We start from the raw sequence: 11,651 nt of genomic DNA on the forward strand, positions 1-11,651 counted from the left end.
AAATGATCCTTCGGATCATTTGACGCTGCGCAGGTGGTTCGGTCGATTCGGCGGGCCCGGCGGTCGGCGCTTGTTGAACGGCGGCTGCCCGCGCCAGTAGCGGATCAACAACCAGCCGAACAGCATGCCGCCCAGGTGCGCGAAATGGGCGACACCGGGCTGCCAGCCGGCCATGCCCAGCACCAGTTCACCCACGCCGAACAGGATCACGAAGGTCCGTGCCTTCATCGGGATCGGCGGGAACAGCAGCATCACCCGCTGGTTGGGGAACAGCATGCCGTAGGCCAGCAGCAGGCCGAACACGCCGCCGGAGGCGCCCAGCACCGTCGCCGGGTTCTCCAGCAGCGTCCCGACCAGCAGCTGGCAGACGCCGGCACCGGCCACGCAGACCAGGTAGTACAGCAGGAAGCGCTTCTCGCCCCAGGTCTGCTCCAGCGGCGCGCCGAACATGAAGACTGCCAGCATGTTGAAGAACAGGTGGCCGAAGCTGCCATGCAGGAAGCCATAGGTCAGCAGCTGCCACGGCTGGAAGTTGCCGCCCGGCGAGAACGCGTCGAAGCCCTGCTGCAACGGCTGCAGCATGAACGGTTCGAAGGTCTGCATGCCGAGCAGGAACGGCTGCTGCAGCAGGAACAGGATCGCGTTGGCGATCAGCAGGGCCTTGGTGACGGTTGGCAGTCGCGGGAACATGGGAGCACCGGCATGGAACGGCCTCCATCATAGCCGCAGCACCCTGCCTTGTTGGCGACCGCCAGGCACGGACTGTTCAGTCGCCAGCCGCGCTCAGCCCGGCCCCCACACCGCCGCATCCAGCGCCGCGGCCGGATCGGTGGCCGGCATCCGCACCCGGCCGTTCTCCACCACCACGCCTTCGGCGCGCAGCCGCTGCGATTGCTCGCGCCAGCCGGCCGAGCCTTCTTCCATGGCGATGCGCCCATCCGAGCGCAGCACGCGATGCCAGGGCAGGTCCGGGTCGTCGTTCTGGCCGAGGATGCGCGCGGTCAGCCGGGCCCGCCCGGGCAGGCCGGCACGCATCGCCACCTGCCCATAGCCCATCACCTGCCCCGCCGGGATGGCGCGGATCACCGCCAGGATGCGCGCACGCGCCTGCTCCGGCGTCAGCGCCGCAGGCGGGTCACCAGCAGTACGCCGATCAGCACCAGCACGGTGCCGGCGATCTGCGCCGGCCCCATCGGTTCGTCGAGCAGCCATAGGCTCATCACGATGGTGGAAACAGGGCCCAGCATACCGACCTGTGCGGCCAGCGACGAACCCACGCGCTGCACCGCCAGCATGATCGCCAGCACCGGCAACACGGTGCACACGGTCGCGTTGACCAGCGACAGCCACTGCACCGGCACAGGCGCCTGCCACAGCAGCGGCAGCGGATGGGTGACCGCGAAATGCAGCAGCACCAGCACGCTGGCGACACAGCTGGCATAGGCGGTCAGCCGTACCGCGCCGATGCGCGCGACCACCTGGCCGCTGCCGAACAGGTACAGCGCGTAGCTGAGCGCACTGCCCAGCACCAGCAGGCTGCCGACGATGATCTGCCCGCCCTCGCGCTGCAGGTCGTGGCCGAACGCCAGCAGCACGCCCAGATAGCTCAGCACCAGCGCGCCGATCTGCCATCGGCCCGGTCGCTGGCGCGCCAGCAGCACGTTGATCAGCAGCACCAGGGTCGGGTTCAAGTACAGGATCAGCCGTTCCAGGGTCACGCTGATGTACTGCAGCCCCTGGAAGTCGAGCAGGCTGGACAGGTAGTAGCCGGTGAAACCCAGCCACAGCACGCGGGCGCGGTCGGCCCAGGACAGCGGCGCGGCCCGGCGCGCGGCCCACAGCGCCATCAGCACGAACAAGGGCAACGCCATCAGCATGCGCAGCGCGAGCAGCGTGGTGGCATCCACGCCGTGGCGCAGCCCGAGCTTGACGATGATCGCCTTGCCGGAGGCGGCGATGGCGCCGATCGCAGCCAGGCCAATGCCCCCCAGCGCGATGCGAGGGGAGGCGGTGGCGATACGGGAATCGGGGCTGGACATCTGGACAACAGCGGACCGCGTGGGCGGCCCGGAAAGGCGTGGGGGCGGCCATTGTCGCATGGGGGCGGCCGGTGCCCCGTAGAGCCGAGCCTACGCTCGGCTTCGCCATGCCTGGGCAAAAAGCAGCCGAGCATGGCTCGGCTCTACAACGGCCCAGCTCAGCGCATCAGCACCACTTCCTCGGCCGAGGTCGGATGGATCGCCACGGTGTCATCGAACTGGGCCTTGGTCGCGCCCATCTTGACCGCCACCGCGAAGCCCTGCAGGATCTCATCGGCCGCTTCGCCCAGCAGGTGGATGCCCACCACCCGTTCCTCCGGACCGGCGCAGACCATCTTGAACAGGCTGCGCTGGGTGCCGTTGGCCAGCGCCTGCAGCATCGGGCGGAAGCGGCTGTGGTACACGCTCACCCGCTCGAAACGCGCGCGCGCTTCCTCTTCGCTCATGCCCACCGCGCCCAACGGCGGGTGCGAGAACACCACGCTGGCCACATTCTCGTAATCCATCTTCGACTGCGGACGGCCACCGAACAGGCGGTCCATCAGCCGCCGCGATGCCGCCACTGCCACCGGGGTCAGGCCGACCTTGCCGGCGATGTCACCCACGGCATGCACGCTCGGCACGCGGGTGGTCTGCCACTCATCCACCTGCACCTGCTGGTGTTCGCCGATGCCGATGCCCAGCGCTTCAAGGCCCAGATCACGACTGTTTCCGCGCCGGCCGGTGGCGAAAAACACCGCATCGAACACACTGTCGAGCGGGCCGTCGTGGCCGAAGGCGCGCACGCGCTCGCCATCGCGCTGCAGCTCGCGCAGGCGGTAATCGAAATGAATCCTTACGCCCTGCTGCTTCAGGTTCTCGGCCAGCTGATCGGTCAGCTCGTAATCGAAGCGCTCCAGCAGACGCTTGCCACGCACCAGCAGGCTGACCCGGCTGCCCAGCGCCTGCAGCAGGCCCGCCAGTTCCACCGCAATGTAGCCACCGCCGATGATCGCCACCTCGGCCGGTGCCGCACGCAGGTCAAAGAAATCATCAGACACCAGGCCCAGTTCGGCGCCCGGAATGTCCGGCCGCAACGGATGCGCGCCGGTGGCGATCAGGATGTGTTCGGCGCTGTAGCGCACGCCATCGCTGCAGGCCACCGTATGCGCATCGAGCAGATGGCCGCGCGCCGGAATGCGCACCACGCCGGTCTCGTCCAGGCGCTTGTGGTAACTGGTGTGGATGTTGCTGATGTAGGCCTGGCGATGGATCACCAGTTCCTTCCACGACAGCGCCGGGCGGGCCTCGACATCGAAGCCCATCGCACTGGCCAGGCCGATGCGTTCGTGCAGGTCGGCCGCCAGCCACATCGCCTTCTTCGGCACGCAGCCGACATTGACGCAGGTACCGCCGAGTTCGCCCGGCTCCAGCAGTGCCACCCGCTTGCCATGCTGCGCGGCGCGGATCGCACCGGCCAGGCCGGCGGAGCCGCCGCCAAGGACGATCAGGTCGTAATCATAGGGTGCAGTGCTCATCGGAATCGCTCGGGTCGGTAAGGGGCAGGATCGATCGCTGGGGTACGGCCGCAGACGAGATCGGCGATCAGCTGGCCGGTGCCGGCGCTCATGCTGATGCCGAGCATGCCATGCCCCGCTGCAAGCCAGACGTGAGGATGCGCGGGCGCACGGCCGATCAACGGCACGTCGTCCACGCTCATGGGTCGCCAACCGCACCACTGCTCCTGCAACTGCGCCCCGCGTGGCGCGCGCAGGTAGTGGTCGGCGGCCTGCTGCAGCGCGCGCAGGCGGGTCGCGCGCAAGCTTGGATCGGCACCGGCGAATTCCATGGTGCCGCCCAGCCGCAGCGCTTCGCGCCAGGCGATCACGAACACGGAATGGTCTTTCAGCACCACCGGCCGCTGCGGCACCTGCGCCGGCCGCGACCAGGTCAGCGAGTAGCCCTTGCCAGGCTGGATCGGCACGCGCAGATCCAGCTGCCGTGCCCAGTGCCGCGACCACGGCCCGGTGGCCAGTACCAGCTCGCGCGCGGCCAGCAACTGCCCCTCCGCCTGCACGCGCACACCCTGTGCGTCATCGCTGAATCCCTGCACGTCCACCTGCTCGTCGATCACCACGCCCTGCGCGCGCAGCACGCGTGCCAGCTCGGCGGTGTAGCGATCCGGCCGCAGCTGCGCATCACCAGGAAAATGGATCGCACCGGCCAGGCGATCGTGGAAGGCCTGATTCGCGCGCGCATAGTCGGCACCCGGGATACAGGTCGTGGCGATGCCCTGCGCGTTCAGCGCCTCGCACTCGGCCACGTGGTGATCGAAGTTGCGAGCATCGCCGAACACGTAGTCCAGCCCGCGCGCATCAAATTCGCAGTCAAGCGCATGTGCCTGCACCCACTCGGCCAGGCGCTGCCGCGAATCATCCAGCAGCGCGCCACGTGCACGCGTGGACTGCAGCCAGTCGCGGGCGTTGCAGCGTGCACCAAACTGCAGCAACCAGCGCCACAGCGTGGGATCCAGCCGCGTGCGCACGTACAGCGGCGCGCGTGGATCGAGCATCCAGCGCAACGCGCGCCGCGGTACCCCGGGCGCCGCCAGTGGCGGTGCGTGGCTGGGGGTGATGGTGCCGCAGTTGCCATGCGACGTCGCCCCTCCGACGCGCCCGCGGTCGATCACGCGCACCTGCCGGCCCTGCGCGCGCAACGCGAGCGCGCTGGCCAGGCCGATGGCCCCGGCGCCGACCACGATCACGTCCTCGCGCGCCCTCGGCATCGATCAGCCCAGCCCGGCTCCGCGCCGCATCGGCGGCCACTGCCGGTAGGTCATCGCACGCCACAGCCATTCCATGGGCCCGAAACGGAAGTGGCGCAGCCACACGTGCGAGATGCCCACCTGCACGGCAAACAGCAGCAGCGCGAACAGCAGTTGCACGCTGCGCGGCATCATCTCGAACCTGCCCAGTCCGTAGTGGTAGAAGATCCAGGTGCACAGCAGCGACTGGCCGAGATAGTGGGTCAACGCCATGCGCCCGACCGGTGCCAGCCACGCCAGCCGCGTGCGCCAGTGCACGATCCACGCCAGGTAGCCCAGGCACATCGGCAGGCCGCCGACGGTCACCAGCGCCATCGCCGCCGTCACCGGCAGGTTGTACGTGCCCGGTGCCAGGTACGGTTTCCAGGCAACACCCAGCACCGTGACCAGCAGGCCCAGCGGCAGCGCGATCCAGCGCAGCGAGGCGTACAGGCGTGGGAAGCGTTCCGGGGTCGCCAGCGCGCCACTACCAGCGAACCAGCTGCCGATCAGGAACATGCCAAGTACTTCCGGGCCGGTGATCAGCAGCGCGCCCATCGAGGTGCCGAACTCGCTCAAGCGCTGCACCGTGGCCTGTCCCCAGCTGCCCTGCCCGTACACCTGCCGCTGCAGCGCGATGCTCTGCTGCGCTTCGCTGAGCATGCCCTGCACCTCGTCGGCCGAGGCCATCGACACCATCGCCCCGACCAGCAGCATCATCGCCACGCCGCCCAGATAGACGATCACGCCCATCCACGGCAGCCAGCTGCGCGGTGCCTCGCGGCAGGCCAGCAACGGTAGCGAGATCAGCGCGTACATCACCAGGATGTCGCCGGACCAGACCAGCAGCGCGTGGCACAGGCCGATCAGCAGCAGCCCGGCGCTGCGGCGCAGGTAGAACGGGGTGAAATTGCGTCCGGCCACGTCGGCGCGCTGCGCCATCACCGCGAAGCCGGCGCCGAACAGCAGCGAGAACAGGGTGAAGAACTTGCCCTGCACGAACACATAGACAAAGGCATCGGCCCAGTAGTCGATGCCCTGCCAGTGCACGTCGATGCCGGTGAACGCCAGGTCCAGCGGGCCACTGAAGGCCTCGATGTTCATCAGCAGGATGCCCAGCAACGCGGCACCACGCAGGATGTCCAGCACGGCGATGCGTTCGCCGGAAGCCATCGGCTGCAGGGAGTGAGAAGCGGCGTTCACGGGGCATCCGTTGGGCAGGTCCGCCATTATGCCGCCGGCCCACGCGCCATGGATGCCCGCGCCGTGTTCCAGAAACGCAACGGCCCGCCGAAGCGGGCCGCTGCTGCCATCACGATCGCGCTGCGATCAGTGGTGGTGGCCGCCGTCGCCGTGGACGTGGCCGTGGTCGATCTCTTCCTGGCCGGCTTCGCGCACATCGACGATTTCCACGTCGAAATGCAGGTCCTTGCCGGCCATCGGGTGGTTCAGGTCAACGTCGACCACGCTCATGCCGACCTTCTGCACGGTCACCGCGCGCGGGCCGAAGTTGGTCTGCAGCACGACCTGCTGGCCCGGGGCCAGCTTGGTGTTGCCGAAGTGCTTCTTCGGCACGCGCTGGGACAGGCCCTCGCGGCGCTCGCCGTAGGCATCGGCCGCAGTGACATCGACGCTGAAGGTCGCGCCGGCTTCCTTGTCCATCATGGCGTTTTCCAGGCCCGGAATGATATTGCCGTGGCCGATCAGGATCGCCAGCGGCTCGCCGCGGTCCTTGGACGATTCGATCGGCTCCTGGCCGACTTCGGAAACGGTGTAGTGGAAGCGGACAACGCGGTCTTTTTCGATCTTCATGCGCAACTCTGTCTGGATCTGCCGGAGGCAGGCGGGTTGGGGCGGGTTGTCGCCCGGCGGGGACGCCGCCATCATGACGGCCAATCCAAGGTGGCGCATTATCCGGAGATCATGCACATCACGCCAGTTTCGTCCGGCCTGCGCCGGCTCCTCGCCCCGGCCCTGCTGCTGGCCCTGCCCCTGCTGATGACCGCCTGTGGCGGCGGCAAGGCCACCCGGCCCTCGGCCCCCCCGCCGACCGCCCACTGGCCCAAGACCGTGCCGGACAACCCCGAGGCCGCCAACTCGGTGCTGATGCGTGCCATCAGCCTGGTCGGTACGCCCTACCGCTATGGCGGCAACACCCCCGATTCGGGCTTCGACTGCAGCGGCCTGGTCGCCTATGTCTACCGCGAGATGCTGGACCTGAAGCTGCCGCGCACCTCGCGCGACCTGGCGGCGGTACAGGGCCCGAAGATCGACCCGCAGCGCCTGGCCACCGGCGACCTGGTGTTCTTCGGCAGCCGCGGCAACGTCACCCATGTCGGCATCTATGTCGGCGAAGGGCGTTTCGTGCACGCGCCGAGCACCGGCGGCACGGTCCGGCTCGACTCGCTCAGCGGCCCTTACTGGAAGGACCACTACACGGGCGCGAAACGTGTCCTTCGCTAAAATGAACAGGCGATATGTTCAAAAATGTGACGCGCATCACTGTGGAACTAACGGATTACTAACGGAATTTTTAACTTATTGACGCTTTTACAAGGCATGATGCCCCATCGTTTTTTTCCTGTGACCGACGCGTGACGACTGACGACCTGAAAAGCGAAGGCCAGACTTCCGTATCTTCACGTAGTGCCCGCCCGCTGTTGCTTGGCCTGGCACTGTGTCTCACCAGCCTTCCGGCATGGTCGCAGACTGCTCCGAATCGTTCCGATGTGACTCCGGCCCCGGTGGCCGAGAGCCCCGCCCGACCGGCCGCCAAGGCCGAGGCCGCCGCTCCGCAGCGCAGCCGCGTCGATGCCGCCGCCAGTGCGACCCTGGCCGCCCTGCTGCCGCACCTGGCCGCCAACGACACCATTCCGCTGATGGACCGCTCGGCCGTGGTGGCCGGCGATCTCAGCCGCCTGCTCGCCAACTACGACACCAGCAGCGCCGCCAATGGCAGCGTTGTCGGTACCGCCGCCGACAACGGCAAGGTGCAGTCGCTGCTGCGCCGTGCGATGACCCTGCTGGGCACCCCGTACCGTTGGGGTGGCAGCAACCCCGACAGCGGTTTCGACTGCAGCGGCCTGGTCGGCTACGTGTTCCGCTCCGCCCTCGGCATCGAGCTGCCGCGCGTCTCGCGCGAGATGGCCCACGATGACAACGCCGAACTGATCAACGACCGCACCGCGCTGGCCGCTGGCGACCTGGTGTTCTTCGGCCGCAAGGGCCGCGTGGACCACGTCGGCATCTACGTCGGTGACGGCCGCTTCCTGCACGCCCCGAGCTCGGGCAAGGACGTGCGCGTGGACACCCTGCTCAGTGGCTACTGGGGCAACAAGTTCATGCAGGCCCGCCGGGTCGATCTCTGATCTGACCGGTTGGCGCGACCGCGCCGCCTGACACGAGAAAGCCGCTGCCCTGCAGCGGCTTTTTTGTTGGGCGCGCACGGTGGTGGGTGCCGACCTTGGTCGGCACTGCCTTCATCCATGCATGGCGTGGATCTACCAGGGCCTACCCTCTGCTCGGCACCGCATCAGCCACCCGCCAAGCAAAAGGCCCGCCGGGTCAGGGCGGGCCTTTCATATCGCTACGCAACCTCAGCCGCGTGGCGGTGTCGGGTCGGGGTCATCCACGCCCACATTGCCGGACGGGTTGTCGTACACCGCCTGGTCGAGCAACCCGGTTTCCTTGGCCACGATCACCGGCACCAGCATCTGGCCGGTCACATTGGTCATCGTGCGCATCATGTCCAGGATGCGGTCGATGGCATACAGGTAGCCGATGGTCTCCAGCGGCAGGTTGGCCGCGCTCAGCACCACCGTGGCCATGATCACTGCGGTGCCCGGCACGCCGGCGGTGCCGAAGCTGCCCAGCACCGAGGCGATCAGCACCACCACGTACTGTTCCGGGGTCAGCGGCACGCCGCTGTACTGCGCGATGAACACCGCGCACAGCGCCGGGTAGATCGCGCCGCAGCCGTCCATCTTGATGCTGGCCCCCAGCGGCACCGCGAACGAACCGTAGTCCTTGTTCACGCCCAGGTTGTGGGTGATCGAGCGCAGCGCCACCGGCATCGCCGCGAAGCTGGACGAGCTGACAAACGCCACCTGCATGCCCGGTGCCGCGCCACGGAAGAACTTCAGCGGATTCAGGCCGTGTGCCAGCAGCAGCGCGCTGTAGACCACCACGATGTGCAGCGCGCAGGCCACGTACAGCGCCAGCACGAAGTGGCCCAGCGGCAACAGCTTCTCGAACCCGTAGCTGCCGACCAGGCCGGCGATCAGGCCGAAGGTACCGATCGGGGTGACTTCCAGCACGAAGCGGGTCACCTGGATCATGATGTCGCTCATCTGGCCGACCAGCTTGCGCGCCTCGGTCACCTTCTCGCCCAGCTTGACGATGGCAAAGCCGACCAGGCCTGCGAAGAAGATCACCGGCAGGATCGAGCCGCGACCGGCGGCCAGCACGGTCTCACCGGCCGCGTTGACCTTGGTGCCGATGCCGGACAACGCATAGAAGACATTGGCCGGCACCACGTCCAGCAGCACCTGCACCACGCTGGGCACTTCGCGCGGCACATAGTTGCTGGCCATCGACAGCTGCAGGCCACCGGCGCCGGGCTGCAGCACGGTACCCACGCCCAGGCCCACGCACACCGCCAGCGCGGCGGTGATCACGAACCACAGGAAAGTGCGGCCACTGAGCGCGGCAACCGACTTCTGGCCGTGCAATGACGAGATCGCGTTGATGACCGCGAAGAACACCAGCGGTACCGCGATCATCTTGATCAGGGTGACGTACAGCTCGCCGAGCGGGCCGAACCACGTTTCCGCAGCCGGGCCCAGCGCCCAGCCGGCGAGCGCACCGAGCACGAAGCCACCGACCACGCGCTGCCAGAATGGAATCCGCAGCCAGGCAGAGACCAGCTTCATAGGCAATCCAGAGGGGAAGAAAGGGATGCTGGAACGATAGCCCAAGGCGGCCGGCAGAACGACCGCCCGGCCGGCAAATCAGTGTGTCATCGGCGTGCCTTGCGGGGCCGGGCATAATGAACGTCCCGTTACAGTTTGTGAGATCCCAGCGTCCATGCGTCGTTCCGTCTCCCTGTTGGCCGCCTGCGCCACCACCCTGCTGCTGGGCGCCTGCGCCAGCACTGCCCCCGCGTCCGCCCCGGCCGGCCTCAAGGTCGCTGTCGATCCCGTCGCCCACCCGGCCGGTGAGACCCCGCAGTGGTGGTATCGCAGCGGCGCCGCCCAGGCCGCCGCCAACGGTGCGATGTCCGGCAAGGCCAGGAACGTAATCCTGTTCCTGGGCGACGGCATGAGCCTGACCACCGTGGCCGCCTCGCGCATCTACGAGGGCCAGCAGAAGGGCGGTTCGGGCGAAGAAAACCTGCTGTCCTGGGAGCGCTTCCCGGCCACGGCGTTCAGCAAGACCTACAACACCGATTCGCAGACGCCGGATTCGGCCGGCACCATGACCGCCATCACCACTGGCGTGAAGACCCACATGGGCGCGATCGGCGTCAGCGCCGGCAGCCGCACCGACTGTGCCGACAGCCTGTCCAAGGGCCTGCTGACCTGGCTGCAGCTGGCCGACAGCGCCGGCCTGGCCACCGGCGTGGTGTCCACCGCACGCCTGACCCACGCCACCCCCGCCGCCACCTACGCGAACTCGCCCGAGCGCAACTGGGAAAACGACACCGACCTGACCGAAGCGGCCAAGGCGGCCGGCTGCAAGGACATCGCCCAGCAGCTGCTGTCGACCTCGCGCTATGGCCGTGGCCCGCTGGTCGCCCTCGGCGGCGGTCGCGGTGAATTCACCACCGTGGAAGAGCGCGATCCGGAATACGACGACAAGGTCGGCCAGCGCCTGGACGGCCGCAGCCTGGTGCAGGAATGGCAGCAGGCGCACCCGCAGGGTGCCTACGTCTGGAACAGCAAGCAGCTGGCCGCCGCTGCCAATGCACCGGCCATCCTCGGCCTGTTCGAGCCGGACCACATGCGCTACGAGTACGAGCGCCCGCAGGATCCGGGCGGCGAGCCGAGCCTGGCCGAACTGACCGCCGCGGCGATCAAGAACCTGGCCAAGCACCAGGAAGGCTACGTGCTGATGATCGAGGGCGCGCGCATCGACCACGCCAATCACAGCGGCAACGCCTACCGTGCCCTGACCGAGACCGTCGCCCTGTCCGACGCGGTGCGCGTGGCCAATGAACTGACCTCGGCCGACGACACCCTGATCATCGTCACCGCCGACCACTCGCACACGCTGAACTTCGTCGGCTACCCGGCACGCGGCAACCCGATCCTGGGCAAGGTGAAGGACAAGGGCGGCGAAGACGGTGCCGGCAAGCTGGACTACGCACTGGATGGCAATGGCCAGCCGTACACCACCCTGACCTATGCCAACGGCCCGGGCCACACCGGCGCCAGCAACCAGCAGCCGGCCGGCGCCAAGCGCTACCCGCACAACCCGAGCAGCTTCGAACCGGCCAATGGCCGCCCGAACCTGCGTGAGGTCGACACCGAGCACCCGGACTACATGCAGGAAGCGCTGGTGCCGATGAAGTCCGAATCGCACGGTGGCGAGGACGTCGGCATCTGGGCCCGTGGCCCCGGCAGCAAGGCGATCCGCGGCACGCTGGAACAGAACGCGATCTACCACATGATCGTGCAGGCCACCCCGGCCCTGCGCGAACGCCTGTGCCAGGCCGGCACCTGCGACGACAAGGGCGTGCCGGTGCAGCTGCCGGCGCCGACCGCCTTCGAGCGCAAGGCCGAGGCCAAGTGATCGCGCGGCAGGCCCGTCCTGCCTGCGCCAGGGGCCCC

The 11,651-nt window shown here is 68.1% G+C and carries 11 protein-coding genes; 3 read left to right on the forward strand and 8 right to left on the reverse strand.

Annotated features, from left to right (window positions below; translation table 11 throughout):
• Window positions 1-15 precede the first annotated feature (15 nt).
• The 7 genes from O0J73_RS18920 to O0J73_RS18950 form a co-directional block, all read right to left on the reverse strand.
• Window positions 16-690, reverse strand: coding sequence for a rhomboid family intramembrane serine protease (locus tag O0J73_RS18920; protein WP_308309371.1), 675 nt, complete (start codon window positions 688-690; stop codon window positions 16-18).
• Between the two features lie 93 nt (window positions 691-783).
• Window positions 784-1,122, reverse strand: a complete 339-nt coding sequence (locus O0J73_RS18925; protein WP_224329410.1) for an MGMT family protein — start codon at window positions 1,120-1,122, stop codon at window positions 784-786.
• Entirely contained in the window at window positions 1,119-2,039 is a 921-nt protein-coding gene (locus O0J73_RS18930) for a DMT family transporter (RefSeq protein ID WP_308309372.1), read from the reverse strand. Before O0J73_RS18930 ends, O0J73_RS18925 begins: the two co-directional genes overlap by 4 nt.
• A gap of 158 nt (window positions 2,040-2,197) precedes the next feature.
• Window positions 2,198-3,556, reverse strand: coding sequence for a glutathione-disulfide reductase (gene gorA, locus O0J73_RS18935; RefSeq protein WP_308309373.1), 1,359 nt, complete (start codon window positions 3,554-3,556; stop codon window positions 2,198-2,200).
• Window positions 3,553-4,803: an FAD-dependent oxidoreductase gene (locus tag O0J73_RS18940; protein WP_308309374.1), complete on the reverse strand. Its 1,251-nt coding sequence runs from the start codon at window positions 4,801-4,803 to the stop codon at window positions 3,553-3,555. Before O0J73_RS18940 ends, gorA begins: the two co-directional genes overlap by 4 nt.
• A 3-nt stretch (window positions 4,804-4,806) precedes the next feature.
• Window positions 4,807-6,051, reverse strand: coding sequence for a DUF418 domain-containing protein (locus tag O0J73_RS18945; protein WP_197563931.1), 1,245 nt, complete (start codon window positions 6,049-6,051; stop codon window positions 4,807-4,809).
• Window positions 6,052-6,150: 99 nt separating this feature from the next.
• The gene (locus tag O0J73_RS18950; RefSeq protein WP_008266927.1) at window positions 6,151-6,633 is read right to left on the reverse strand and encodes a peptidylprolyl isomerase; all 483 of its coding nucleotides are present in this window, start codon (window positions 6,631-6,633) and stop codon (window positions 6,151-6,153) included.
• A 111-nt stretch (window positions 6,634-6,744) separates the two neighbouring features.
• Between O0J73_RS18950 and O0J73_RS18955 the strand changes: the two genes are divergently transcribed.
• Together O0J73_RS18955 and O0J73_RS18960 are read left to right on the forward strand one after the other, a co-directional pair.
• Window positions 6,745-7,284 carry a C40 family peptidase gene (locus tag O0J73_RS18955; protein ID WP_053509406.1) on the forward strand — a complete coding sequence of 180 codons (540 nt, stop codon included), beginning with the start codon at window positions 6,745-6,747 and terminating at the stop codon, window positions 7,282-7,284.
• A 197-nt stretch (window positions 7,285-7,481) separates the two neighbouring features.
• A complete protein-coding gene (locus O0J73_RS18960) occupies window positions 7,482-8,189 on the forward strand; it encodes a C40 family peptidase (protein WP_230078916.1) in 708 nt (235 codons plus the stop codon).
• A 228-nt stretch (window positions 8,190-8,417) separates the two neighbouring features.
• Here O0J73_RS18960 and O0J73_RS18965 read toward each other — a convergent pair whose 3' ends face one another.
• Window positions 8,418-9,752: a dicarboxylate/amino acid:cation symporter gene (locus tag O0J73_RS18965; protein ID WP_133935241.1), complete on the reverse strand. Its 1,335-nt coding sequence runs from the start codon at window positions 9,750-9,752 to the stop codon at window positions 8,418-8,420.
• A gap of 154 nt (window positions 9,753-9,906) precedes the next feature.
• Between O0J73_RS18965 and O0J73_RS18970 the strand changes: the two genes are divergently transcribed.
• The gene (locus O0J73_RS18970; protein ID WP_006460079.1) at window positions 9,907-11,613 is read left to right on the forward strand and encodes an alkaline phosphatase; all 1,707 of its coding nucleotides are present in this window, start codon (window positions 9,907-9,909) and stop codon (window positions 11,611-11,613) included.
• Window positions 11,614-11,651 lie beyond the last annotated feature (38 nt).

Origin of the sequence: Stenotrophomonas sp. Sm6012, assembly GCF_030985895.1 — a bacterium.
GTDB classification, from domain to species: Bacteria; Pseudomonadota; Gammaproteobacteria; order Xanthomonadales; family Xanthomonadaceae; genus Stenotrophomonas; species Stenotrophomonas forensis.

Bases quoted from the DNA above. Each gene is read 5' to 3' on its own strand.
- O0J73_RS18920 (WP_308309371.1), bottom strand. From the start codon at position 690: ATGTTCCCGCGACTGCCAACCGTCACCAAGGCCCTGCTGATCGCCAAC.
- O0J73_RS18930 (WP_308309372.1), bottom strand. From the start codon at position 2,039: ATGTCCAGCCCCGATTCCCGTATCGCCACCGCCTCCCCTCGCATCGCG.
- gorA (WP_308309373.1), bottom strand. From the start codon at position 3,556: ATGAGCACTGCACCCTATGATTACGACCTGATCGTCCTTGGCGGCGGC.
- O0J73_RS18940 (WP_308309374.1), bottom strand. From the start codon at position 4,803: ATGCCGAGGGCGCGCGAGGACGTGATCGTGGTCGGCGCCGGGGCCATC.
- O0J73_RS18945 (WP_197563931.1), bottom strand. From the start codon at position 6,051: ATGGCGGACCTGCCCAACGGATGCCCCGTGAACGCCGCTTCTCACTCC.
- O0J73_RS18950 (WP_008266927.1), bottom strand. From the start codon at position 6,633: ATGAAGATCGAAAAAGACCGCGTTGTCCGCTTCCACTACACCGTTTCC.
- O0J73_RS18955 (WP_053509406.1), top strand. From the start codon at position 6,745: ATGCACATCACGCCAGTTTCGTCCGGCCTGCGCCGGCTCCTCGCCCCG.
- O0J73_RS18965 (WP_133935241.1), bottom strand. From the start codon at position 9,752: ATGAAGCTGGTCTCTGCCTGGCTGCGGATTCCATTCTGGCAGCGCGTG.
- O0J73_RS18970 (WP_006460079.1), top strand. From the start codon at position 9,907: ATGCGTCGTTCCGTCTCCCTGTTGGCCGCCTGCGCCACCACCCTGCTG.